This window comes from Tenacibaculum sp. FZY0031 (assembly GCF_036350695.1).
In the GTDB taxonomy this organism is placed as follows: domain Bacteria; phylum Bacteroidota; class Bacteroidia; order Flavobacteriales; family Flavobacteriaceae; genus Polaribacter.
This window is the reverse complement of sequence record NZ_JAZDVY010000006.1, coordinates 148,026-174,429: the sequence shown is the minus strand read 5'-3', so window position 1 is coordinate 174,429 and position 26,404 is coordinate 148,026. Positions and strand designations below refer to the sequence as shown.

The following is a 26,404-nucleotide window of genomic DNA, read 5'->3' as shown; positions in this document are numbered from 1 at the left end:
GAAAATCATGTTACAAAAATTTATAGAGCGTCCGGTACTCTCTACAGTAATTTCTATTATCATAGTAATATTAGGGGTGCTGTCATTAACACAATTACCGGTAACGCAATATCCTGATATAGCACCACCAACGGTGCAGGTTACAGCTTCTTATCCAGGAGCGAGTGCCGAAACAATTTTAGAAAGTGTTATTGTTCCTATAGAAGAGCAAATTAATGGGGTAGAAGGAATGACTTATATGACTTCTACTGCGAGTAATACAGGTACAGCAAGTATTCAAGTATTTTTTGAACAAGGTTACAACCCAGATATTGCTGCGGTAAACGTACAGAACAGAGTTGCTAGAGCAAATGCTTTATTACCTTCCGAAGTAACAAGAGCAGGGGTTATTACAGCAAAACAACAAAACTCAGCACTGTTGTATGCTGCTATCTTTTCAACAAATCCTGAATACGATGATGTTTTTATTCAAAATTACCTGAATATAAATGTGAAACCAGAATTACAACGTGTTTCTGGAGTAGGGGCTGTAAATGTATTTGGAGCAAAAGATTATTCGATGCGCGTATGGTTAGATCCAGCAAAAATGGCATCGTATAAGTTAGAACCTAGAGAAGTAATAGCAGCAATTAACGAACAAAGTTTAGAAGCAGCCGCAGGATCTTTAGGGCAAAATTCTGGAGAGTCGTTTGAATATGTAATCAAGTATAAAGGACGATATAAAACGGCAAAAGAATACGAAAATGTTGTTGTAAAAGCTTTAGGGAATGGACAGTTTTTACGTGTTAAAGACGTAGCAAAAGTAGAGTTAGATGCATTTTCTTATTCATCACTTTCACGTACAAACGGAAATCCAGCACTTAACTTTGGAGTTTTTCAAACACCAGGATCTAATGCACAGGAAATCATTGAAAATATTTATGTAAAACTAGAAGATTTAAAGAAAGATTTCCCAGAAGGATTAGATTACATCATTAACTACGACACAAACAAATTCTTAACAGCGTCTGTAGACAAAGTAAAAAGTACCTTAATAGAAGCTTTTTTATTAGTATTTATTGTAGTGTTTATTTTCTTACAAGATTTTAAATCTACTTTAATACCGGCCATAGCAGTTCCAGTATCTATTATTGGTACCTTCTTTTTCCTAAATCTATTTGGGTATTCAATCAACTTGCTAACCTTATTCGCTTTAATCTTGGCAATTGGAATTGTGGTAGATGATGCCATTGTGGTAGTAGAAGCAGTACACGCTAAATTGGAAGACGGAGCAGAAAGTGCAAAAAAAGCATCCATTTCTGCGATGAGTGAAATTAGTGGAGCTATTGTGTCGATTACTTTGGTAATGATGGCGGTATTTGTGCCAATTACTTTTATACAAGGGCCATCAGGAGTATTTTATGAGCAATTTGGAGTAACATTAATGGTTGCGATCTTAATTTCTGCAGTAAACGCTTTAACATTAACACCGGCTTTAAGTGCATTGTTATTAAAACCACACAACGATAATCATAAGAAAAAAGGATTGTTACAACGATTTTATGATGCTTTCAATGCTGGGTTTAACGCAGTAACTAATAAATATACCCAATCTTTAGGATTTTTAGTAAAGCATAAATGGGTAACAGCAGGTATTTTAGGAGTAAGTGTTTTAGCCATTGTATGGGCAAGTAATACGATACCTACAGGTTTTGTACCCTCAGAAGATAGAGGTGTAGTGTTTATGAATGCTGAATTACCAGCAGGTTCTTCACTAGATAGATCGTACGAAGTAACAGAAAAATTATACGAAAGCATCAAAGGAATTGAAGGAATAAAAGGAGCGTCATTTATTAGCGGAAGAAACTTCTTCTCTGGAGAAGGAAGTTCGTATGCAATGGGCTTTATTATTTTAGAAGATTGGAGTGAAAGAGAAAGTGATGCAGAATCAGTTCAAAGCATTGTAGGGCAGTTGTTCGGAAAAGCAGCAATGATACCAGATGCAAAAATTATTTTCTTTACACCACCAAGTGTACCTGGTTTTGGTAGTGCAGATGGTTTTGAAATGAGACTATTAGACCGTAGTGCGAAACCATTAACAGAAATGGATGCAACAGCAAAAGAATTTGTAGGTCTTTTAAATCAACAACCAGAAATAGCCTTTGCGTCTAATTCTTTTGATACAGGATTTCCTCAGTTAGAATTAGATATCAATGTAGAAAGAGCTAAAGAAGCAGGAGTGTCAACAAGTGCAATCCTTTCAGCTTTACAAGGATATATTGGAGGTAATTATGCAGCTGACTTTAGTAGATTTGGAAAACAATTTAGAGTTTTTGTACAATCGTTACCAGAAGATAGGGTAAATGAAGCAAGTTTAAATAGCATGTTTATAAAAACACCAAGTGGAGAAATGACACCAATTTCTCAATTTGTAAGTCTAAAACGTGTATACGGCCCACAAACGGTAAATCGTTTCAACCTATTTAATTCGGTAACAGTAAATGGAGGGGTAACTCCAGGATTTAGTACAGGAGATGCTATTACTAAAATAGATAAGTTAGCAGAGAATAATTTACCAGAAGGATATAGTGTTGCCTACTCAGGGATTACCAGAGAAGAAATAGCCTCATCAGGACAATCTACCATTATTTTTATGATTAGTATTTTGTTTGTTTATTTCTTATTAGCAGCACAATACGAGAGTTACCTATTGCCATTATCAGTAATTTTCTCATTACCAATTGGGGTAGCAGGAGCATATTACACAACGTATTTAGCAGGATTAGAAAATAACATCTATTTCCAAATAGCCTTAATTATGTTATTAGGTCTGTTAGCAAAGAATGCGATTCTTATTGTAGAATTTGCAATACAACGTCGTAAACAAGGAAAAAGCTTATACGATGCAGCTATAGAAGGAGCAAAAGTACGTTTAAGACCTATTTTAATGACCTCGTTTGCCTTTATTCTTGGATTAATGCCATTAGTATTAGCAAAAGGAGTAGGAGCTGAAGGAAATAACTCTATCGGAACAGGAGCTGCTGGAGGATTACTAATTGGTACTTTAATAGGGGTATTTGTAATTCCTGTACTATTTGTGGTATTCCAATGGTTGCAAGAAAAAGTATCAAGCAAACCAGTTGTTGTTGAAACTAAAGAAGATTAATTATGAAACGCATACTAAATAAAACCTTGGTTGTAGCCGTAATGGCTACAACCTTACAAAGTTGTTTTGTTGCTAAGGATTATGCACGTCCTGAGTTAAAAGAAACAGAACATTTGTATAGAACAGATAATTTACCACAAGATAGTATCTCAATGGCAGCTGTGTCTTGGAAAGATATGTTTACTGATGCTCACTTGAAACAATACATTGATGAAGGGCTTCAAAATAACTTAGATATCCGTGTAGCCATACAGCAAATGGCTGCTGCTGAAGCATATATGAAACAAGGGAAAGCAGGGTATTTTCCTACTTTAAGTGTAGGGGCAAAAGCTACGCACCAAGAATTAGCAAAAAACAGCCAGTTTGGATCTTTTTTTAATGGGAGTATCGACCAGTATGATATAACTGGAAACCTTTCTTGGGAAGCTGATATTTGGGGTAAAATACGCAGTAACAAACGAGCAGGAAAAGCCGGATATTTACAAAGTGTAGCAGCACATCAAGCAGTAAAAACCCAGTTAGTTTCAGCAATAGCAACCACCTATTATCAATTAGTAGCTTTAGATGCTCAACTGGAAATTACTGAGCAAACTATTGAAACTAGAGAAAATAGTGTAAACACGATTAAAGCACTAAAGGATGCAGGACAAGTAAATCAGGTAGCAGTAGATCAAAATATAGCACAGTATCATAATGCAAAAGCATTGAAAGTAGATTTAGAAGCATCCATCTTTAAAATTGAGAATACTTTAAATCTATTACTAGGAAGAACATCAGTAGTTATTGAAAGAAGTAAACTTTCACAACAACAAATAGATGTGGCTATTAAAGTAGGTGTTCCAGCAACATTATTAAGAAACAGACCAGATGTTATGGCTGCGGAGTATGGATTAATCAATGCTTTTGAAATGACAAATGTAGCCAAAAGTAATTTTTACCCATCGTTAACAGTAACGGCGAGTGGAGGATTTCAAAGTTTAGAGTTAGATGAGTTGTTAAGTACCAACTCCTTATTTGCAAATATTATTGGAGGCTTAACACAGCCTATTTTCAATCAAAGAAAGATTAAAACACAACATGAGGTAGCAAAAGCACAACAAGAACAAGCATTGTTGAGTTTTAAAAAGACTTTGTTAACTGCTGGAAATGAGGTTTCAAATGCGCTTTTTGATTACAAAGCAGCAACTGAAAAATTTGACTATAGAAAAAATGAAGTAGAAGCCTTACGAAGAGCAGAAGTAAATTCAGAAGAGTTGTTAAAAAATGGATATGCTAATTATTTAGATTTATTAACAGCAAGAGAGCGCGCATTAAATGCTGAGTTAAATGTTATCAATAACAAATTAAATCAGTTAGTAAGCATCGTAAATTTATATGAAGCATTAGGTGGTGGTTGGAAGTAAATAGAAACTCATGAGTAATAGGTCAAAACTTATTAAGGTAGCCAAAGAAAAATTTATAGCATTTGGCAGTAAGCATACTACAATGGATGAAATAGCTGAGTTACTCGGAATTTCAAAAAAAACCATATATGCTTGCTTTTCTTCAAAAGAAGAGTTGATAATTGAAAGTATCAAAGAATTAATAAATGAATTCAAAATTGATACAGCACCTATTTTAAAATCTGATAAAACAGCGTTAAATAAAGTAATAGAGATATATAAAGTAATTTTTAGGTATGTAGAAAAGTTTAAACCTTCGTTTATTTTTGGGTTAAAAAAATACTACCCTAATGCTTACGATGCTTATAAAGAAATTACTACAGATGTCGTTTCTACAGATATAATGAATTTATTAGAAGAAGCAAAAGAACAAGGAGAGATTAGACCAGATGTAGACCTTGAATTGTTTAGTAAATTATATTTAAGCGGACTAGAAAGTCGTTTGTTTGATGCTGATAATTTGTTTGACGATTACTCCAAAGAAATTTTATTAGAGTATATGATTGTTAATAATTTAAACTCCTTAAAACCGATTAAATAAATACACAAATTTTTGTGGTTTTTGATAAAAAGTGTCATGTAGTATGTATCATATTTACAAGGCACTTTTTTGCTTACATGGAAAATCGGTTAATTACAATAAGATGGAGAAAAATATTTTGATGTATTTTTGTGAGAAACAAACAAAATTTGCTAAAAAAAATTATTACATATTTATTATTTAGTCTTGTAACCCAGTTGTGTAGTCAAAACAAAGTAAGTTTACAGTTAGTTGATACTCAAAAAAAGGCAGAAAATTACTTAGAAAAGGTACAAGAAAATTATAAAGAAGGAAATTACAAACTTCATAAAATTTACAGCGATTCTTTATACAGTATTTCTAAAAAGAACAACCTAAAAGCACTGCAAGTAAAAGCAATGGTTAATCAGGCTATAAGCTTAAATATGCAAACAAAATATGTAGAAGGTATAACACTATATAAAGAAGCATTAGCAATTGCTAAAACAATACCAGAAAGCAAACAAGCAGAAACTGTAGTGTTGGTTAATTTAGGAAATACATATAATAATGTAGAACTTTATGAAAAAAGTATAGAAACCATGAAAAAGGTTTTAGAGCAGGCTGCTTCTATAAAGAAACCTAACTTAATAAAAACAGCTGCTTTAAATGGTTTATCAATAAGTTATTCAGCTTTAAATGATGAGAAAAAATCATTGTTCTATGCAGAGCAGGTCAAAAATATAGGAGAAGAAACTGGGAATGAAAGTATTATTTTAACATCATTAAATCATATTAGCAGTTCCTATTATAAGTTAGGGCAATATCAAAAATCTATTGAAATAGCTACTACAGCAACAAACTATAAGGTTTTTGAAAAAAAGACTAAAGTTAAGGCGTGGCTTTTGGTCAACTTAGGAGTCGCAAATTTAAAACTAGCACAGTATAATAAAGCGGAAGAATACTTACAACAAGCATTAAATATAGCTTCTGAAAAGGGAATAGAAGAAATAGAAATGATATGTTATAAAAATCTGGCCATAATATATTTAAAGTTAAACAATACAGCAGTTCACTTAAGTACAGAAAAGAAATATAACGAAAGTCGAATACGTTTTTTAAAGAATCAAAAGAAAGCTATTACAGAAGAGTTAAAAGCAGAAATTGAAGCAAAAGAGGAAACTGTTTTAGCCAAAGAAGATACAGAAGCTCTTTTTTCTGAACAACAAAAAACGACCTTATGGTTTAGTGTATTTTGTGTAATTGGTTTAGGAGGTTTATTTTGGATTTACATAAAAAAGAATGAAGATCAAAGTGTCATAAAAGAAACAAATAAAATAACGGAAAAGATAAAAGAAGTTCCTGAAAAATATAAAAATTCCTCATTGTCAAAAGAAGATAGAGTTTCTTACCAGCAAAAAATATTAAAAGCAATAGAAGAAGAAAAAATATACTTAAATCACGATTTAACGCAAGCAAACTTTGCAAAAAGATTATCGTTAAGTAGTCATCATTTATCCGAAGTATTTTCGTTTGAATTTGATAAAAATTTCTATCAGCTTATCAATTCATATCGAATAAAAGAAGCTAAAGAGATATTAGAATTACCAGCAAATAAAGATTACAAAATAATTGCAGTAGCTTACGATGCTGGTTTTAAAAGTAAAACTACATTTAACCGTGTTTTTAAAGAGCAAACAGGTTACACACCTACTGAATACCGAAAAAAACTAATAAAATAGGTTCCACTCTATAGAATGAGACTTCTATAATAACCAACGGTTATATCTTGCACCCTATTACTTAATAAATAACATAATCAACAAAAGCATTATAACAACTCAGGTGGTTTTACGCCACTTGTTATGTTGTAAAATAATAATGATTGATTAAGAAAAAGTTTAAAAAAAATAGGTTAAAAGAATGAGGGAATTTATGTGTAAATTTTTAAGAAATAGTTTTACAACACTTTTTTTTATTGTAAGTAGCCCGTTGTTTTCGCAGTCGTTTATTTCTTTATGGAATACAGCAAATGTTAGTTCGGGTTCTTCTGCTGCTAATGAAATAAGAATCCCAACCAGCTCAGCTTATACGTATTCTTATACTGTTGATTGGGGAGATGGAAACATAGATTCAAATATAACAGGAGATATCACGCATACCTATACTACACAAGGAATATATACGATTAAAATAGACGGTACATTTCCTGCGATTTACTTTAATAATACGGGGGATGTTGATAAAATTATTGAAATTTTGTCTTGGGGTACCCTTCAATGGCAAAGTATGGAAAATGCATTCTATGGATGTTCAAATCTAAATTTTGACGCTATTGCTCCACCTGATTTGAGCCAAACAACTAGCCTAAAAAATACCTTTAGAGGATGTACTCTTTTTAATGGTATAATGAATCATTGGAATATAAACAGTATTACGAGTATTTCAGGATTATTTAGAGACTGTGAAACCTTTAACAGGCCCTTAGATCAGTGGGATACCTCTAATATAATAGATATGTCCTATACTTTTAATAATGCAAGAAATTTTAATGAACCTATAGATAATTGGAACACATCGAGGGTAAATACATTAGAGAGCTTCTTATCAGGAGCTTCTAACTTTAACCAAAATATTAATAATTGGAATGTTACAAGTGTGGTAAACATGAATGGAGCATTTAGGTATACAAACAGGTATAATCAACCAATGAACAATTGGAATGTAAGTAATGTAACCACAATGGTTAGTACATTTCAAGGAGCTGCATTCAATAATTTAATTGATAATTGGAATGTAGTTAATGTAACTACTATGGCAGGAATGTTTAGAGAGTCGAAATTTAATCAACCTCTTAATAACTGGGATGTAAGTAATGTTACTAATATGTCGCAGATGTTTCAAAGAAATAGAACATTCAATCAGCCTCTTAATAATTGGAATGTAAGTAAAGTAACCAACATGTCGAGTATGTTTGATGGATGGATTTGGGGAGCTGTTTTTAACCAAGATATAAACACTTGGGACGTAAGTGAGGTAACAAACATGAACTATATGTTTCGAGATAACTCGGGGTTTAATCAAAATATCAGCAGTTGGAATGTAGCTAATGTTACTAGTATGAGAGGAATGTTTGAAGGTGCTGTTATTTTTAATCAAGATATTAGTTCATGGAACCTTAGTAAGCTTACCAATATAGAAAGTATGTTTGAAAGAACAGAAGCTTTCAATCAACCCTTAAATACATGGGATGTAACCAATATTACGAATATGCGTAATATATTCCAACAAGCAGAAGCTTTCAATCAACCTTTGAATAGTTGGGATGTTAGTAGGATCACTGATTTTCAATATATGTTTGATAGAGCCAGATCTTTTAATCAAGATATAAGCGGTTGGGAAACGGGAAATGCTAGAAACATGTCTCATATGTTTAATCAGGCTACTTTATTTAATCAAAACATTGGAGGCTGGGACATATCTAGTGTTACAAACATGACAAATATGTTGTCAAGTAGTGGTATTTCTCAAGAGAATTACGATAATATTCTGATAGCTTGGAGTACTCAAACAGTTCAAAACAACATTAACTTAGGAGCGACGAACCTTCATTATTGTGATGCATTAAACCAAAGACAAAGTCTAATTGATAATAATGGTTGGACTATATCAGGAGATATTGTAAACTGTTCTTATGTATTATGTACTCAAATAACAATGCCGCAAGCAGGTGACACACAAGTACCTGCAAATAGTGATATTCGTTGGAATCCAGCACCTAATGCCACAGGATACAGAATTAGTGTAAGAAGAGAAAATGGAGCCACTTCTCAGGTTATATACAATAATGAAGATGTAGGAAATGTTGTAGGAGTAGACTTTACCAATGAGTTTATATCAGGAGATACTGTATATGTAACAGTTGTTCCATATAACGATGAAGGGCCAGCTACAGGTTGCCAAGAAATTAGTTTTACTGTAATAGAAAGTTGGGCAAATAGCTCTGATGCATTTAAACTTACCTATGATACAAGCATACAATCTTCATTCACTACACCAACAAATCAGTTAAGAATAGAAACAAATTCAGGGTATCCAAAATACCTTACGTATAACTATTCAATAGATTGGGGAGATGGACAATACAATCATAATGTTACAGGTGATATTACACACACATACCTTACACCAGGAATCTATACAGTAAGTATTATTGGTGCTTTTCCTTCTCCAAAGCATGAAACTATTGGAGACTCTGATAAATTATTATCTATAGATCAATGGGGAACTCAAGTCTGGGAAAGTATGTACGAAGCTTTTGAAAGTTGTGCAAATATGGAGTACAATGCCACAGATACTCCTAATCTAAGCAATGTAACGGATATGGAAAGAATGTTTAGTTCGTGCAGAAAGTTTAATGGAAATATTAATGATTGGGAGGTTAGTAAGGTAACCAACATGCGTAGTATGTTTAGCGGAACTTCAATTTATAACCAGCCACTTGATAACTGGGATGTAAGTAATGTTACTAATATGAATTACATGTTTGGTAGTGCTGTAGAGTTTAATCAAGACATAGGGAATTGGAATACAAGAAGCGTTACTAATATGGGAGGTATGTTTCAGAATGCAGAAGTATTTGATCATAATCTTAATAACTGGAATGTAAGCAGTGTTACAGATATGAGTAGTATGTTTGAAAGAGCAGAAGCATTTAACCAGCCACTTAATAATTGGGATGTAAGTAATGTTACCAATATGTCTGAAATGTTTAATGGTTTTATTTCAAACATGGCGTTTAACCAAAATATAGATAATTGGGATGTAAGCAGTGTTACAGATATGTCTGAAATGTTCCAGAGATGTGTTGACTTTAACCAACCTTTAAACTCATGGAATGTAGGTGCTGTTACCAATATGACTTCGATGTTTGAAAGCGCATATGTATTCGATCAACCATTAGGTAATTGGAATGTATCTAGGGTTACTAGCATGGAGAGCATGTTTCAGAGCGCTAGTGACTTTAATCAAGATATAAATAGTTGGAATGTAACCAATGTAACCAACATGAGTTTAATGTTTTACAATGCTCAAATGTTTAACCAACCGTTAAATTCTTGGGATGTAAACTCAGTAGTTAATATGTCAGGGATGTTCCGAAGAGCAGAAGCATTTAATCAGCCGTTAAACTCTTGGGATGTAAGTGCTGTTGCTAACATGAGTCAAATGTTTCAAGAAGCCACAGTTTTTAATCAACCATTAAATTCTTGGAATGTAAGTTCAGTAACCTTAATGCCTTCGATGTTTGAAGAAGCTATTGCTTTTGACAATCCATTAGAAAGTTGGAATGTTTCTGTGGTAACAAACTTTGAAGCAATGTTTAAAGATGCAGAAATATTCAACCAATCTATAGGGAATTGGAATACAGGAGAAGCACAAACGATGGCTGAAATGTTTTATGGAGCGTCTAAATTTAATCAAGATATTAATAATTGGAATGTATCTTTTGTAACCACCATGCAAGAAATGTTTCGAGGAGCAATATCTTTTAATAGGCCGTTAGATTCCTGGAATGTAGCATCAGTAACAAATATGCAAGGGATGTTTCAATCAGCAGTAGCCTTTGATGGTGCTATTGGAAGCTGGAATATTAGGAAAGTAACCACCGTGCAAGATATGTTTAATGGTGCAACAAACTTTAATCAACCTATTAATAATTGGAGGCCAACAGCAGTAACGAACATGGATAGAATGTTTCAAGGTGCAAGTTTGTTTAATCAACCTTTAAACCAATGGTTGTTAAATACGGTATCGATGAACGCTATGTTTAATAACGCTACAGCTTTTAATCAAGATGTAGGTGATTGGAATATTAGTGGTGTAACCAACATGCAAAATATGTTAGATAATACAGCTCTTACTAGAGTGAATTACGACAATACGCTTATTGCATGGTCTGAACAAACACTAACACCTAGAATAAATCTAGGAGCTAACACACTTCCTTATTGTGATGCTGTAGAAGAAAGACAATCAATGATGGATAATTTTGGATGGTCTTTTACAGGTGATGTCTTAGATTGTCCTATTCCCGAATGTACACAGTTAATAGCGCCTTTACATGGAGCAACAGATGTTCCTGTAAACACCAATTTAACTTGGGAGCCTGTTTTGTATGCACGTGAGTATGCTTTAACAATTAGAATAGAACCATCTGGAACCATAATAAATGAAACTGTTGTGAATGCCACCACTTATGAATTTGCTACAGATTTTTCAGGAGGAGAAACAGTTTATGTTACTATTGTACCTTCCAACGAAAATGGAGATGCGGTAGGACCTTGTGCAGAAGAAAGTTTTACCCTGTCTACAACTCCATCAACAGTACCCAATTGTACCAATTTAACTTTACCACTTGCTGGTGATATAGATGTACCTGTAAGTACAAATTTAGAATGGAATGTTATAAGTAATGCAGATGGATACAGACTTACAGTAGGAACTACTTCTGGAGGAATGGATATTCTTAATAGTATTGATGTAGGTAACAGTACAACATACGATTTACCTGTAGATTTACCAGAAGACACCGATATTTTTGTAATGATAACTCCTTATAACGGTGAAGGAGAAGCAATAAGCTGTAGAGAAGTATCTTTCAATACAGAGTTTATTCCAGTGCCACCTAGTTGTACAAGCTTAGTGAATCCTATAAATGGTGCAATTAATGTTCCAATACAGACTGATATTTCTTGGGATCAAATTGCAGAAGCAACGGGGTATTTAATAAGTGTAGGAATTACTCAAGGTGGGATAGAGCTTGTGAATAGTATTGATGTAGGAAATACTACTTCGTATAGTTTTTCTCAAGACCTACAAGCAAATAGAATACATTATGTTCGTATAATCCCATACAATGAGGTGGGTGATGCTACAGGCTGTATAGAAGAAAGTTTTACTACGGGAGGTACAGTTGTTAATGTACCCAATTGTACCACCATCACTGTTCCAACCAATGGAGCGATCAATGTAAGTGTTAGTACTGGAATTAGCTGGGATGCGGTAGCAGATGCCGATGGATATTACCTGTCAATCGGAACTACTTCAGGCGGAACTGATATTGTAAATAATGAATCAGTAACAGGAACGAGTTATACTTTAGCTAGTGATTTACCAGAAGGAACAACAATTTATGTATCGGTAACTCCATACAATTCGGTAGGAAATGCTACAGGTTGTTCAGAAATTAGTTTCACTACAGAAACAATACCAACAGCACCGAATTGTACGACCATCACAGTTCCGACCAATGGAGCGACCAATGTAAGTGTTAGTACCGGAATTAGCTGGGATGCGGTAGCAGATGCCGATGGATATTATCTATCAATAGGAACAAGTTCAGGCGGAACTGATATTGTAAATAATGAAGTGGTAACAGGAACGAGTTACACACTAGCGAGTAATTTACCTGAAGGAACAACAATTTATGTATCGGTAATTCCATACAATTCAGTAGGAAGTGCTACAGGTTGTTCAGAAATTAGTTTCACTACAGAAACAATACCAACAGCACCGAATTGTACGACAATCACTGTTCCAACCAATGGAGCAACGAATGTAAGTGTTAGTACCGGAATTAGCTGGGATGCGGTAGCAGATGTCGATGGGTATTACCTGTCAATCGGAACTACTTCAGGTGGAACCGATATCGTAAATAGTGAAGTGGTATTTGGAACACGTTATGTGTTAGCGAGTGATTTACCTGAAGGAACAACAATTTATGTATCGGTAATTCCATACAATTCAGTAGGAAGTGCTACAGGTTGTTCAGAAATTAGTTTCACTACAGAAACAATACCAACAGCACCGAATTGTACGACAATCACTGTTCCAACCAATGGAGCAACGAATGTAAGTGTTAGTACCGGAATTAGCTGGGATGCGGTAGCAGATGTCGATGGGTATTACCTGTCAATCGGAACTACTTCAGGCGGAACTGATATCGTAAATAATGAAGTGGTATTTGGAACACGTTATGTGTTAGCGAGTGATTTACCAGAAGAAACAACAATTTATGTATCGGTAACTCCATACAATTCAGTAGGAAGTGCTACAGGATGTTCAGAAATTAGTTTCACTACAGAAACAGTATCAACAGCACCGAATTGTACAACAATCACTGTTCCAACCAATGGAGCAACGAATGTAAGTGTTAGTACCGAAATTAGCTGGGATGCGGTAGCAGATGCCGATGGGTATTATCTGTTAATCGGAACTACTTCAGGTGGAGCCGATATCGTAAATAATGAAGTGGTATTTGGAACACGTTATGTGTTAGCGAGTGATTTACCAGAAGAAACAACAATTTATGTATCGGTAACTCCATACAATTCAGTAGGAAGTGCTACAGGATGTTCAGAAATTAGTTTCACTACAGAAACAGTATCAACAGCACCGAATTGTACGACCATCACAGTTCCAACCAATGGAGCGACCAATGTAGGTGTTAGTACCGGAATTAGCTGGGATGCGGTAGCAGATGCCGATGGGTATTACCTATCAATCGGAACTACTTCAGGTGGAACCGATATCGTAAATAATGAAATGGTAACAGGAACGAGTTACACACTAGCGAGTGATTTACCTGAAGGAACAACAATTTATGTATCGGTAATTTCGTACAATTCAGTAGGAAGTGCTACAGGATGTTCTGAGGTTAGTTTTAGAACTGAAGCAGGTTTGATAGGGGAAACCAAATATGGTTTTTCTCCAAATGATGATGGAGTAAATGACTTTTGGGAAATAAAAGGAATTGAAGAATATCCTAACAATTCAGTAACTGTTTTTAATAGGTGGGGAGATATGGTGTTTCAGATAAAAGGATATGATAACCAATTCAATGTTTTTAGAGGTGTTGCCAATAAGCTAACAGGTATGGGAGGTGATAAGTTGCCAGTAGGTACATACTTTTTTAATATAAAAATTTCAACAGAAGGGAAATCAACAGAAACAGAAGGATTTTTAGTTTTAAAAAGATAGGATGAAAGAGATAAGGAACTATATTTTACCATTTATTTTTATGATGGTATTTCAGAATAATTGGGGACAACAGACAGCTTTGTATCCAGAGTATAATTACAATCCGTTCATTATAAACTCAGCTTACACAGGAATGTCTGATGGGGCAGAAATTACACTTAGCAATTACGGTTATATAAATAGTATTGAAGGAAGTCCCAGAACATTATCAATAAGTTTTCATTCTCCTATAGCTAGGAAGAAAATGGGAATAGGTGGAGCTATTGTAAGAGACAAAATAGGGGTAAGCACTTATACAAATGCATATGTTGCATATTCGTATAAAATATTTTTTGATACGGCGGTTGATAGGCCTTATTGGCAGCATTATAACGAACATGTCATATCGTTTGGTCTAACAGCGGGAGTTCAACAGTTTCATGAGAATCTGTTAGAGTTAGGAATTACTGACGACATAGAGTTTTCAGAAAATATGAATGTAACGGTACCAACCGTAGGTGTTGGGTTTTTGTATAACCATGCAGATTTTTATGCAGGGGTTTCGCTGCCAAATCTTTTAGGCGATAAATTAGCATCTAGAGACGATTTAAATATATCAAACCCTATTTATGGTTATTTCGGATATCGTTTTTTTACCAATCGATTTGAGGAAGTAATGATTAAACCTAGTGTTTTTTTAAAATACGAAGGAGGTGCACCAATGCAAGTTGATGTTAATGTAGCTGTTAACTATAAAAATAAATTTGAAATAGGTACAGGTTATCGAAGTAGTTCCTCAATTAATTTTTTAGCAGGTATTTATGCTCTAAAAAACTTAAAATTTGTATACTTCTACAATGCAGGGTTCAGTGATTCTGTATTGGGAAATAGTCATGGAGTTATTCTTTCGTATGTTTTTAAGAAAAAACACAGATATTAAAAAGGAAAGGAGTTTTTTTACCTAAAACTCCAATTTTTATAATTAGCAGAAGCCTCTAGTGGATGTTCAATAGTATCAGGTAATTCAGGGAAGAAATCAATACCTGTTTTTTGTTCCAATTTATCAATAGAAACTACAAAATCAGATAGCGGTTTGTTGCTTTCCTTATGTGGAAGTAAAAAAGCAATGACTTTAATTTCAGGTTGAGTATAATCTAATAAAACTTTATAAAAATAATTAGGAACACTTACTTTTTCCTTCCCTATAGTTTTCAAATTAGATTCTAAAACACCGCCAGTAACAACATACAAACGATTATATTTTTTAGCCCAATAACGAGTTTTTTGTTCTAACTTGTTCCAAATTCCAGCATTGAACTCGTGGTTTTGAGGAGAGATGTTTGAGGTGTAAAAAGTTTCATCATGAGCACTTTTAGAAGCACGTCTATCACCAGCAGGACATAAGTGCCCCTTGTCATAACCAGATCTTTTATAATTTCTCCAATCTGCTGATTTTGTCTTCACTTTAGGATCAACAATAAAAAAAGGACGTTTGTGATTGGTATAAACAATATCACTTTTATTTAAAGAATACGCAACCCACTCAGCTTGCTCATGCTTTTCACTATACGATAACTGGTAGCCATTATGTTTTATAATGACTCCAGTTGTTGAGGTAGGAAAGTAGTTGAAGTTATCAGTTGTATTGTTGGCTGTTTCTGTTGTTGGTTGAGAAGAGTTTTTAGCTTCTTCTTTTTGCTGTAACCAATAACCTACAAGCAAAGCAACAATGGTAATAACGACTTTTATTTTCCTTGAAGTACTCATTTAATTACCTAAAACAATTTCTTTAAAGTTCTCTGTTTTTTCAACCTCGTTAAAAATTTCTTGAAACTTAACAGGAGGTATCGTTAGTTTACGTTTAACTAAATCTAACCAAGCACCATAAACTGTGATAATAGCAGAGAGCTTCCCAGCTTCGTTAAAAACCTCATGTTGAATTTTCCATCGTTCTCCTTTGCTAGACAATCCGGTAACTTTTAGGTTTACGGTTATGTCTTCACCCATGTGTATCTCACGCAAAAATTTGGTGTTCTCTTCAAATAAAATAGGCCCTACGTTTTCCTTTGTAAAATCTTGGATGGTTACATTATGCTCCTTAAAAAAACGCAAACGTAATTCAGCAGCGTAATCATTGTATGCGGTATGACGCATGTGTATGTTGGCATCAAAATCTGCCCATCGTGTTTTAAATTCAACACTAAAACTCATATCAAAAAAATTTAAGAAAGCGAATTTACAAATTTTAAGCTTTTACATCCAAAGCATCGCGAAGTGTATTTCCAATTAACATAAATGCCATAACCAAACTCATAATGGCAATTCCAGGAATGACAGCCAAATAGGGTTTTCCAAGAATAATGTAATTGTAGTGATTTTTAATCATGGCACCCCAAGAAGGAGTAGGGGGTTGCGCTCCGATACCCAAGAAACTCAAGCCACTTTCAATTAAAATAGCAGCGGCAAAATTAGCAGCAGAAATAACAATGATAGGAGCTAAAATATTCGGTAAAATATGGTTAAAAATAATTCTAAAGTCAGAAAAGCCTAGAGCTTTAGCAGCTTCTACATATTGTTGTTGTTGGGTAGTAATTACTTGGCCCCTAACTACACGTGCAACTTCTACCCACATAGTTAGTCCCACCGCAATAAAAACCTGCCAAAAACCTTTTCCTAAAGCTAATGTAATAGCGATTACTAATAAAAGTGTTGGAATAGACCAGGTTATATTAATAAGCCACATAATGAAATCATCAACTTTCCCTCCAAAATAACCAGCAATGGCTCCAATAGGAATTCCTATTAAGAGTGAAATAAACACAGCTATAAACCCAATAAAAAATGAAATTCTAGCACCAATTAGTAACCTGCTTAACAAGTCACGACCATATTTATCTGTTCCTAAATAAAATGTTTTTTGCTGGATGTATTGTTTATAGGAAGCGGGAAACTCTTTTGGTAAACCATCGGAGTATTTAATAACTTCTAACTCATTGTTGCTAACAGAAAACGATTGTATAGGGATTTCTGTTGATAAATTTTGTTTTCCTTCCATCAAAACAGAAAACCACGATTGTTGGTTTTTTACTTTTGAAGGAATGCTTAGTAGTTGAACAGAAAAACCAGGAGGTTTAGAATGAATTTCTAAATGCATTTGATTAGCAGAGTTGCTGTTGTCTGGAGCTAAAGCATAACAAAAAACAGCCATAAATCCGCATAATACAACATACCAAAAACTAAGCACCCCCGTTTTGCTGCGTTTAAATTTTTGGATGGCTATGTGCCATAAAGAGGTACCTATGGTGTTATTCACTTTCTTTAGCTTCTTTCAAGTTAGCAATATCAATACTTGAGGGGTTTTGAAAAACTTCCAAATCAAAATATTTTACTGAAGCTAAAATATGATCAAAAATATTAGCCATAACTCGCTCATAATCTACCCAGTTTTTTTCCCTGCTAAAGGCATAGATTTCTAGCGGAATCCCATTAGGGGTGGGTTCTAACTGACGAGACATTAGCAGCATATCTTGGTTAATTTTTGGGTGATTTTCAATGTATTTATCTAAATAGATTCTAAAAGATCCAAAATTAGTAAGATTTCTACCGTTTAATATCAGAGATTTGTCAACATTGTTTTCTTCGTTATATTTTTTAACTTCGTTGCTGCTTTTTTCAATGTAGTCAGAAATTAATTCAATCTTTTTAAAGCGCTCTATATCTTCATCACTAAGAAAGTGAATACTATTTATTTTAATTAAAATTGACCGTTTTATGCGTCTACCGCCTGAAGTATTCATCGTTCTCCAGTTCTTAAAAGAATCGGACGTTAGATAATAAGTAGGGATACTAGATATTGTGTTGTCAAAATTTCTAATAATCACCGAAGTAAGATTAATCTCAACCACATCACCATCGGCACCATATTTTTCCATGGTAATCCAATCTCCAATTCTAACAGTATCGTTTACCGCCACCTGAATACTAGATACAAAGCCAAGAATGGTATCTTTAAAAATTAATAACAATACTGCTGAAAAAGCTCCTAATGCAGTTAAAAATCGGATTAAAGGTTTTCCTGTTAATACAGAAAAAGATGATATAGCAGCAATGAGCCACATGATTACCATAAAAATTTGCACATAACTTTCTAAAGGTTTGTCTTTAAAAGCATTGGTGGTGCGAAGAAAGTCTTTAACACTTAATAAAACACTACGTATAAACCAAACAATTGCAAAAATAATAGCAATGGTAGCAATACGTTCAGCATAGGTAAACAAGTTAGGGAAATCGACTAGAATATCTTTTAAAAAATTAAAAACAATAGTAAGAATAACAATTCTAGAAAGGTTTAAAAAGGTTTTGTTTTTAATAAGCATATCATCAAAACTAGTTGATGTTTTTGCAGCCATTTTATTAACTGTTCTCCTACCAACATATCTAAAAATTTTGAATAGGATATAACCTAAAACTCCAAATACAACAAGGTTTGCAACTAAGTTTAGATGAATGGCAAGTGTTTCTGAGAGTGAAAAATGCTCTTTAAAAATTCTATAAAAAGACTTATTTAACATAGTAGTGTTAGATTAAAATTCTGTGATTTCTTCTCCCATTTGCAAGCCGAACTTTTTTCTAAACCAATATACAATAACATACAAAATAGGAGTGTCAAGCGCTGCTATAATGATTTTGAATAAAAAACCGCTAAGTAAAAGGCTGCCAAAAATAGACCAAGGAAGTATTTTAAAAGAACTCAATAAAAATAATACGGTAAAAGTATCTATAAATTGTGATAAAAAGGTAGAAAAATTATTGCGAAGCCATAAATGTTTGCCTTTCGTCAATCTTTTCCAAAAATGAAAAATACGAATGTCTATAAACTGAGCAGCTAAGTAAGCTAGCATAGATGCTAATACTGCCAACGGTGAAAGCCCAAAAACTTTGGTAAAGGTTTCATTACCAATAGGCGAGCTATCAATCGCAGGAGCATAATCAGCTACTAAAATGATTATCATAGAAAAAAAGGAAGCAAAAATACCTGCTACAACAACTTGATTGGCTTTTTTTTTACCATAAATTTCAGAAAGAATATCTGTAATTAAAAAAGTAATAGGGTAAGGAAGTATTCCAACAGATACTTCAAAACGAAATAAATTAAAAGGCTCCCAATAAAAAAACTTCTGAAATATAAGGTTTGAAGTTACTAGGGAGGCTATAAATAACGAAGCTAAAATTAGGTAGATAAGTTGTGCTTGGGATTTTTGTTGTACAGTCATAAAACGAAGATAGTAATTTTAAAAGTTGTATGTTTGCAGGGGTAAATAAACAACAAAACAAACAAATGAAAGCGTATATTTTTCCAGGTCAAGGAGCTCAATTTACAGGAATGGGGTTAGATTTATATGAAAATTCTCCCTTAGCTCAAGAACTTTTTGAAAAAGCCAATAATATATTAGGATTTAGTATTACCGACGTAATGTTTGAAGGTACTGCTGAAGAATTGAAAGAAACCAAGGTTACACAGCCAGCTATCTTTTTACATTCAGTAATTTTAGCGAAGGTTTTAGGGAACGATTTTAAACCAGAAATGGTAGCAGGTCATTCTTTAGGAGAGTTGTCAGCATTGGTTGCCAATGGTGTATTGTCTTTTGAAGACGGGTTAAGATTGGTTTCTAAACGTGCTTTGGCAATGCAAAAAGCATGTGAAGTTCAACCGTCTACTATGGCAGCAGTGTTAGGCTTAGAAGATGTCGTAGTTGAGGAAGTTTGTGATTCGATTGAAGGAGTAGTAGTAGCAGCAAATTATAACTGTCCTGGACAATTAGTGATTTCTGGAGAAATTGAAGCCGTTGAAAAAGCATGTGAAGTATTAAAAGAAAAGGGTGCTAAAAGAGCATTGCTTTTACCTGTAGGAGGAGCATTTCATTCACCAATGATGGAACCAGCTCGTGAGGAGTTAGCAGCAGCGATTGAAGAAACTACATTTAATGAACCTATGTGTCCAGTATACCAAAATGTGGTTGCAAAAGCAGTAACAAATCCTACTGAAATTAAAGAAAATTTAATAGCACAATTAACAGCTCCGGTAAAATGGACACAATGCGTACAAGCTATGATTGCCGACGGAGGTACTGAATTTGTTGAAGTTGGTCCAGGAAAAGTTTTACAAGGATTAATGCGTAAAATAGATAGAAGTGTAGCTGCTAGTGGTGCTTCTTTAGCGTAAATCGTAATTATAATATTTTAATATAAAAATCCCGTTCGAAAAGAACGGGATTTTTGTTTTGTGAGAAGGAAAGTTGTTACCTAGCTAAAACACAATCTTCACAATCTTTAATTTCCCCATAGTAGGTTTCTCTGTATTTGTGTACCGTTTCTATTGGTATAATATTTAAAAACATTTTTTTTATGTAAGTAACATTGGTGTGTAACTTACCCATTTTTCTTGAAAATCGTTTTTCTAAACGTGTCTCTCTTTTAATTTTAATCAATTTCATTATTCTAGTATCATTTAATTAGGGTACAAAGTTAAAAAGCTTAAAGTGTAATGTCAATTAATAATGGTTAAAATATTAAAAATCAGTTCATAAATACACGTTCTTAAATTAGAAGTGTGCTATTTTAAGAATATGATAACAAGAAGCAGAAACAATTCACAAATTAGAAGTGTAAAAAAGCTGTTTTTTACTAAAATGAATAAAAAATCACTCAAAACTGATTAAAAATAATCAAAAATGAGTGATTTTTTGTCTTTTTATATAAGAAACCTTAGCTTCTGATGTCTAAGGTTTGGAATATTTGTGTTTTTTTGGGTGCTAAGAGAATTAAATAAATTAACAAGATTACTCCTAACAGTAAAAAATCAGGTTTTAAAATTAACATCAAAAAGCAGGCAGCTTCAATAATAGCCCATCTAGCTATAGAAGCGGTTTGATAAATTGCAAGCTTTTCATCATTGCTAGCATCATTTTGAATTTTTCTCAATATGTTTTTAAACATGAAGTTGCTAGTAACGTAAGCTATTGCAGGAATAAAGGCATAGAATAAAGACGAATTATCAATCACCATATCAAAGATGGTTTTAAAATTCCCCAGAATTGTAAATGCAAGAGTAACTCCAGCAACTAAAGCAAGATGGATAATTTTTAAGGTTTTAATTTTTTGATCCATAAGGTTTCAGCCTGAATTATTGAATGAAATCATTCACAGTTTTAGTAATAAACGCTAATTGTTCTTCATCTAATTCGGTATGCATTGGTAATGAAATAACTTCATTTATTAATTGGTTGGTTACCGTGAAATCTTCTTCATTGTATCGATCATCTTGATATGCTTTTTGTGCATGTAGTGGAACAGGATAATAAATAGCATTTGGAACTCCGTTGTCTAATAAGTACTGATGCAACTCATTGCGTTTTCCATTGGTAATTCTCAATGTATACTGATGAAAAACATGTGTTGTAAAATTACTTATAGTAGGTGTAACGATGTTTGGGTTATTGGCAAACGCATTTGAATAATAGTTAGCAGCTTTTCTACGTGCATCACAATAACCATCTAATAAAGGTAATTTTGCTTTTAATACAGCAGCCTGAATAGAATCTAAACGAGAATTCACTCCAACAACATCGTGGTAGTAACGCTTGTACATTCCGTGGTTAACCATTCCTCGAAGTGTATGCGCTAATTCATCATTATTGGTAAAAATCGCACCACCGTCACCATAGCAACCTAAGTTTTTAGAAGGGAAGAAAGAGGTAGTACCAACATCACCCATAGTTCCTGCTTTCTTCTTCGTTCCGTTAGAAAAAGTATAATCTGCTCCAATGGCTTGGGCATTATCTTCTATTACAAATAAATTGTGTTCTTTAGCAATCTCTAAAATAGCTTCCATGTTAGCACATTGTCCAAATAAATGAACAGGAACAATAGCTTTTGTTTTAGGGGTAATTGCCTTTTTTAAAGCTTCAATGTCAATATTAAAAGTATCTGGTTCAACATCAACTAAAACAGGTGTTAAATTTAATAAACCAATTACTTCAACTGTTGCAGCAAATGTAAAGTCAGCAGTAATTACTTCATCACCTGGTTCTAAACCTAAGCCCATCATAGCTATTTGCAAAGCGTCGGTACCATTGGCACATGGAATTACGTGTTTAACGCCTAAATAATTCTCTAAATCTGCTTGGAATCCATGAACGTACGGTCCGTTAATATATGCTGAAGAATTTAGAATCTCTTGAATTGAAGTATCAACTGTATCTTTTATTTTTTGATATTGACTTTGTAAGTCAACCATTTGAATTTTTCTCATTTTGACATGATTTTATAAACATCAAAAATACAAACTATCTTTCATTGTTAGGAGGTCTTTACTGAAAATAATAAAAGGAAAACCATATGTTTTGTATAAGACTACACAATATGTTTAATAAATAAAAAACAAAGCAACAAAGGTTGCATATTGGCGTTTTGTACAAAAGAGAAACTAAAGATAATTACTATTTGAATGAAAACATCTAAACGTAAAATAGCTTTTAAAGTTTTAATTGGTTATGCCACTTTGGCGGTCTTAGCTGTTATTTCAGGGATCTTGTTGTTTTCAGAAATAAAAACATACATAGAAATACAAAAGCAAGGGGTTTCCGATAGAAATAATATTATACAAACAGGAGGTTTAATTGCCGATATATATGAAAATGAAAATTTAGGAAGAGCCGCTATTCAGTTAAATTCCTATAAGCGATACAGTGAGTATGTAACGGAGAATAAGACACTACTAAAAAAAATTGATTCACTTAGTTTTCTTGCAAAAGATATATCTAAAAAATCAATTCTAGATAGTGTTAAACTAGTTTTAAATAAAAAGCGAAAAAACATAACGAGTTTAAGACGGTTAAACCAAAGAAATGCTTCAGAAAAATCAATAAATGAAGCTATAGATAAATTAGGGTCTATAGATTCATTACTGGGAAAGGGTTCAGTAAAGGATCTTGTGGATGACCCAGAGGTGTTTAATAAAAAAACAGGATTAAGCTTGGAAAGATATCTTAAGTTATTTGATCGTGAAGATGAAGAAAAACCTGTTAATGCTGAAGAACAAAAGCAAATAGACTCTTTAGTTTCTGCTTCTAAAGAAATACTTCAAAAAGCTCAAAGAGAAACGACTATTAAACGAAAATTTTTGCGGATAAAAGAAAGGGAGTTAATTGAAAACGACATTACAATATCAAGAAAATTGCGGGAGGTCTTAAGTGTGTTAGAAAGAGATGTTATTTTTAATGCAAACCAAGCTCATAAAAAGCACGAAGAAACACTTGGACGTAGCAAGAACATTATTCTACTTGCTACGGGGGTTGGATTTATTATCATTGTACTTTTTTCAATAATCATATTAAACGATTTTTGGAGGAGTCAGCATTACAGACAAGAGTTAGAAAATGCCAATGCTGTAACCTCGTCACTTTTAAAAAGTAGAGAACAGTTAATATCTATGGTAAGCCATGATTTAAGAACTCCTTTAAGTACTATTTCTGGTTTTAGCGAATTATTGCAAAAATCAACCACCAGTGTAAAAGAGAAAAATTACATAGTACATATTCAAAATGCATCAGTGTACATGGGGCAGCTTGTAGGAGATCTTTTAGAGTTTTCTAAATTGGAAAATAGTAAAATAACAATCGAAGCAGTTCCTTTTGACTTGAGGAGAAATATAGAAGAAGTGGCCAATAGTGCTAAAAACCTAGTTCAGAACAAACCAATTTCTGTATATGTTAAACACGATGAAAAAATAAACTCATTAATTGTAAGTGATCCTTTTAGAATAAAACAAATACTATATAATTTAGTAACCAATGCTTGTAAGTTTACAAAGCAAGGTTCTATAACAATACAGAGTAAATTAAGAAAGGTAAAAGAACAAAACTATATAGAAATTAGAGTAATTGATACAGGAGTTGGAATAGATAAGGATAAGCAAGGGAAAGTATTTAAGGAATTTACACAAGTACATGAAAAAGAAAACGGACAACGTGGATTTGGGTTAGGGTTGACTATTTCTAAAAGACTAGCAGAACTTTTGGGAGGTTCCTTATCTCTACAAAGTAGTCTAGGAAAAGGAAGTAGGTTTTCGTTGTTTGTGCCTGTTACTTTAGCTGAAGGAAAATTAAATAAAAATGAAGTAGCCCCCCAAAAAGAAACACTTAACATTCATGCTGTGATAGTAGAAGATGATGCTTCTTTGAGGGCACTTTTGAAAAATGTTTTAGAAGGACTTGGAGTAACAGTAGTATCTTTTGGGAATGCTCAAGAAGCATTAAAAGAAATAGATAATAGTACGTATGATTTGGTTTTGACCGATATACAACTCCCTAAAATGAACGGTATTCATTTTATGGAGACTTTAAAAAAACATAATTCGTATAAAGGGCAGCCAATCATAGCAATGACTGGAAGGACAAATTTACCGGAAAGCGAATATATTAAAAATGGATTTTCAGATGCATTGATTAAACCTTTCCACTCTAAGAGGTTGAAAGAAATTTTACATCGATTTTTTAATGTAACAATACAAGATAATGCTAAGGCTGATTGTCGGATCGATAATAAAAGAACAAATAGTTTTGACATTACTTCCTTGAAAATATTTTTGAATAACGATGAAGTAGAGATAAAAAAAGTACTACAATCTTTTTTAAAAGATACAGAAGAGAATGTGGTGTTGTTAGAGGAGTTTATTAACAAGGACGATTTACAGGGGGTTAGTAATGTTAGCCACAAAATGTTGGGGATGTCCAAGCAGTTAAAAGCGACTAAATTAATCGCTTTTTTAGAAGAGTTTGAGGTTGGTAATAAGGTAAGTACAACTTTATGGAGCAATTTTGAGAAAGAAGTAGCAACATTTTTAACTGAACTAAAAGCTTACCTTAATTAATTTGATGTTCTTTTAGTTTGTTGTATAGGGTTTTTCTAGTGATATTTAAAAGTTTTGCAGCTTTGGTTTTGTTGTTTCCAGCTTCATGCAAAGCTCTAATAATAAGTTTCTTTTCATTTTCTTTGGTAGAAAAATCATTGAATAGGTGATGTTGGTTTTCGCTATTTTTCAGCTCTTCGGGTAAAGCATTTTTTTCTATGATTTCAGTTTGAGATAAAAGAGTGGCTCTTTTGATAACATTGGATAGTTCTCGTAAGTTTCCTGGCCAATTATATTGTTGAAATAAAGCTAGAACTTCCTGAGAAAATCCAGCAATGGATTTGTTGAGCTGTTTGTTCGCTTTTTCTAAAAAGAAGTCTGCATAAAGAATTAAATCATCTTTTCTATCTTTTAAACTAGGAACTTTTATCGAGAACTCATTTAAACGATGATACAAATCTTCTCTAAAATTCCCTTTTTCAACAGCTAATAATAAATCTTCATTGGTAGCGGTAATCAAACGAATGTCTACCATAATTTCTTTACTACTTCCAACAGGTTTAATCTTTCGTTCTTGTAAAGCGCGTAACAATTGTACCTGACTTTCATAGTTTAAGTTTCCAACTTCATCTAAAAAAAGAGTTCCCCCATTTGCAGCTTCAAAATGCCCTATTTTATCATTAATAGCCCCAGTAAACGATCCTTTTTGGTGTCCGAAAAACTCACTTGAAGCAATTTCTTTAGGAATAGCTCCACAGTCTACTGCAATAAAAGGTTTGTCTTTGCGTAAACTTTGGGTATGAATAGTGTTTGCAACAACTTCTTTACCAGTACCGCTTTCTCCTGTAATCAGAACAGACATATCGGTAGGGGCTACTAAATGAATATGTTCGTACAAACTTTTAGAAGCAGCACTTATACCAGAAACAATATTAGAGTTCGTATTAAAGGTTCTTTTATTATCCTTTTTTGTATGAGTAGCTTCTTCAGGTTTAACATCAAGAGCATTGCTAATCACTTCCAAAACTTCATCAGGATTAAAAGGCTTGGAAATATAATCAAAAGCCCCTTGTTTCATTGCCTGTACTGCCGTGGAAACTTCAGCATAACTTGTCATTAAAACAACAGGAATATCACTGTCGGTATTTTTACTCTGTTTCAATAAATCAATACCGTTACCATCTGGAAGACGTAAGTCGGTAAAAATTAAATTATAAGAATGTTCTTTTATCAGAGTGAAAGCATTTTTAATAGTATAACTAACCTCCACAGTGTATTGATGTCGCTCTAAAAAATGTTTTAACATATTAGAAAAAGTAACATCATCCTCTACCAATAAAATCTTTTTCATAAAAAATGTTTATTCTAAATTGTTTGTATAATTAAACTCT

At 33.3% G+C, this 26,404-nt stretch carries 17 protein-coding genes; 8 read left to right on the top strand and 9 right to left on the bottom strand.

Annotated elements, in window-relative coordinates; translation table 11 throughout:
• Positions 1-7: 7 nt before the first annotated feature.
• The 6 genes from V1T75_RS10295 (at position 8) to V1T75_RS10270 (ending at position 15,044) form a co-directional block, all read left to right on the top strand.
• Entirely contained in the window at positions 8-3,145 is a 3,138-nt protein-coding gene (locus tag V1T75_RS10295; protein ID WP_330488461.1) for an efflux RND transporter permease subunit, read from the top strand.
• 2 nt (positions 3,146-3,147) lie between these two features.
• Complete coding sequence (locus V1T75_RS10290) at positions 3,148-4,548, top strand: efflux transporter outer membrane subunit (protein WP_330488460.1); 1,401 nt, start codon at positions 3,148-3,150, stop codon at positions 4,546-4,548.
• 10 nt (positions 4,549-4,558) lie between these two features.
• Positions 4,559-5,128, top strand: a complete 570-nt coding sequence (locus V1T75_RS10285; protein ID WP_330488459.1) for a TetR/AcrR family transcriptional regulator — start codon at positions 4,559-4,561, stop codon at positions 5,126-5,128.
• A gap of 149 nt (positions 5,129-5,277) precedes the next feature.
• Entirely contained in the window at positions 5,278-6,828 is a 1,551-nt protein-coding gene (locus V1T75_RS10280; protein WP_330488458.1) for an AraC family transcriptional regulator, read from the top strand.
• Positions 6,829-7,021: 193 nt separating this feature from the next.
• Positions 7,022-14,125, top strand: coding sequence for a BspA family leucine-rich repeat surface protein (locus V1T75_RS10275; RefSeq protein ID WP_330488457.1), 7,104 nt, complete (start codon positions 7,022-7,024; stop codon positions 14,123-14,125).
• A 1-nt stretch (position 14,126) separates the two neighbouring features.
• A complete protein-coding gene (locus tag V1T75_RS10270; RefSeq protein ID WP_330488456.1) occupies positions 14,127-15,044 on the top strand; it encodes a PorP/SprF family type IX secretion system membrane protein in 918 nt (305 codons plus the stop codon).
• A 17-nt stretch (positions 15,045-15,061) separates the two neighbouring features.
• Here the strand turns inward: V1T75_RS10270 and V1T75_RS10265 are convergent, their stop codons facing one another.
• From V1T75_RS10265 to V1T75_RS10245, 5 genes are read right to left on the bottom strand one after another with little or no spacing between them, the layout of a single operon-like run.
• The gene (locus V1T75_RS10265; RefSeq protein ID WP_330488455.1) at positions 15,062-15,871 is read right to left on the bottom strand and encodes a DNA/RNA non-specific endonuclease; all 810 of its coding nucleotides are present in this window, start codon (positions 15,869-15,871) and stop codon (positions 15,062-15,064) included.
• Positions 15,872-16,315 (bottom strand): acyl-CoA thioesterase, encoded by a 444-nt coding sequence (locus V1T75_RS10260; protein WP_330488454.1) that lies wholly within the window; start codon positions 16,313-16,315, stop codon positions 15,872-15,874.
• A 34-nt stretch (positions 16,316-16,349) separates the two neighbouring features.
• Complete coding sequence (locus V1T75_RS10255) at positions 16,350-17,417, bottom strand: ABC transporter permease (protein ID WP_330488453.1); 1,068 nt, start codon at positions 17,415-17,417, stop codon at positions 16,350-16,352.
• Entirely contained in the window at positions 17,410-18,675 is a 1,266-nt protein-coding gene (locus V1T75_RS10250) for a mechanosensitive ion channel family protein (protein ID WP_330488452.1), read from the bottom strand. Before V1T75_RS10250 ends, V1T75_RS10255 begins: the two co-directional genes overlap by 8 nt.
• A 12-nt stretch (positions 18,676-18,687) precedes the next feature.
• On the bottom strand, positions 18,688-19,377 hold the full coding sequence (locus tag V1T75_RS10245) for a queuosine precursor transporter (protein WP_330488451.1): 690 nt from the start codon (positions 19,375-19,377) through the stop codon (positions 18,688-18,690).
• Positions 19,378-19,442: 65 nt separating this feature from the next.
• On the opposite strand from V1T75_RS10245, the gene fabD reads away from it, so the two are divergent.
• Positions 19,443-20,327, top strand: coding sequence for an ACP S-malonyltransferase (gene fabD / locus V1T75_RS10240; RefSeq protein ID WP_330488450.1), 885 nt, complete (start codon positions 19,443-19,445; stop codon positions 20,325-20,327).
• 76 nt (positions 20,328-20,403) lie between these two features.
• On the opposite strand, the gene V1T75_RS10235 is transcribed toward fabD, so the two are convergent.
• The 3 genes from V1T75_RS10235 to V1T75_RS10225 form a co-directional block, all read right to left on the bottom strand.
• Complete coding sequence (locus V1T75_RS10235) at positions 20,404-20,598, bottom strand: hypothetical protein (protein WP_330488449.1); 195 nt, start codon at positions 20,596-20,598, stop codon at positions 20,404-20,406.
• 271 nt (positions 20,599-20,869) lie between these two features.
• A complete protein-coding gene (locus V1T75_RS10230; RefSeq protein WP_330488448.1) occupies positions 20,870-21,271 on the bottom strand; it encodes an MFS transporter in 402 nt (133 codons plus the stop codon).
• A gap of 16 nt (positions 21,272-21,287) precedes the next feature.
• Positions 21,288-22,415: a DegT/DnrJ/EryC1/StrS family aminotransferase gene (locus V1T75_RS10225; protein WP_330488447.1), complete on the bottom strand. Its 1,128-nt coding sequence runs from the start codon at positions 22,413-22,415 to the stop codon at positions 21,288-21,290.
• A gap of 195 nt (positions 22,416-22,610) precedes the next feature.
• Between V1T75_RS10225 and V1T75_RS10220 the strand changes: the two genes are divergently transcribed.
• Positions 22,611-25,034, top strand: a complete 2,424-nt coding sequence (locus V1T75_RS10220; RefSeq protein WP_330488446.1) for a hybrid sensor histidine kinase/response regulator — start codon at positions 22,611-22,613, stop codon at positions 25,032-25,034.
• Here V1T75_RS10220 and V1T75_RS10215 read toward each other — a convergent pair.
• A complete protein-coding gene (locus V1T75_RS10215) occupies positions 25,027-26,364 on the bottom strand; it encodes a sigma-54-dependent transcriptional regulator (RefSeq protein WP_330488445.1) in 1,338 nt (445 codons plus the stop codon). The two genes, V1T75_RS10220 and V1T75_RS10215, sit on opposite strands and share 8 nt — an antisense overlap.
• Positions 26,365-26,404 lie beyond the last annotated feature (40 nt).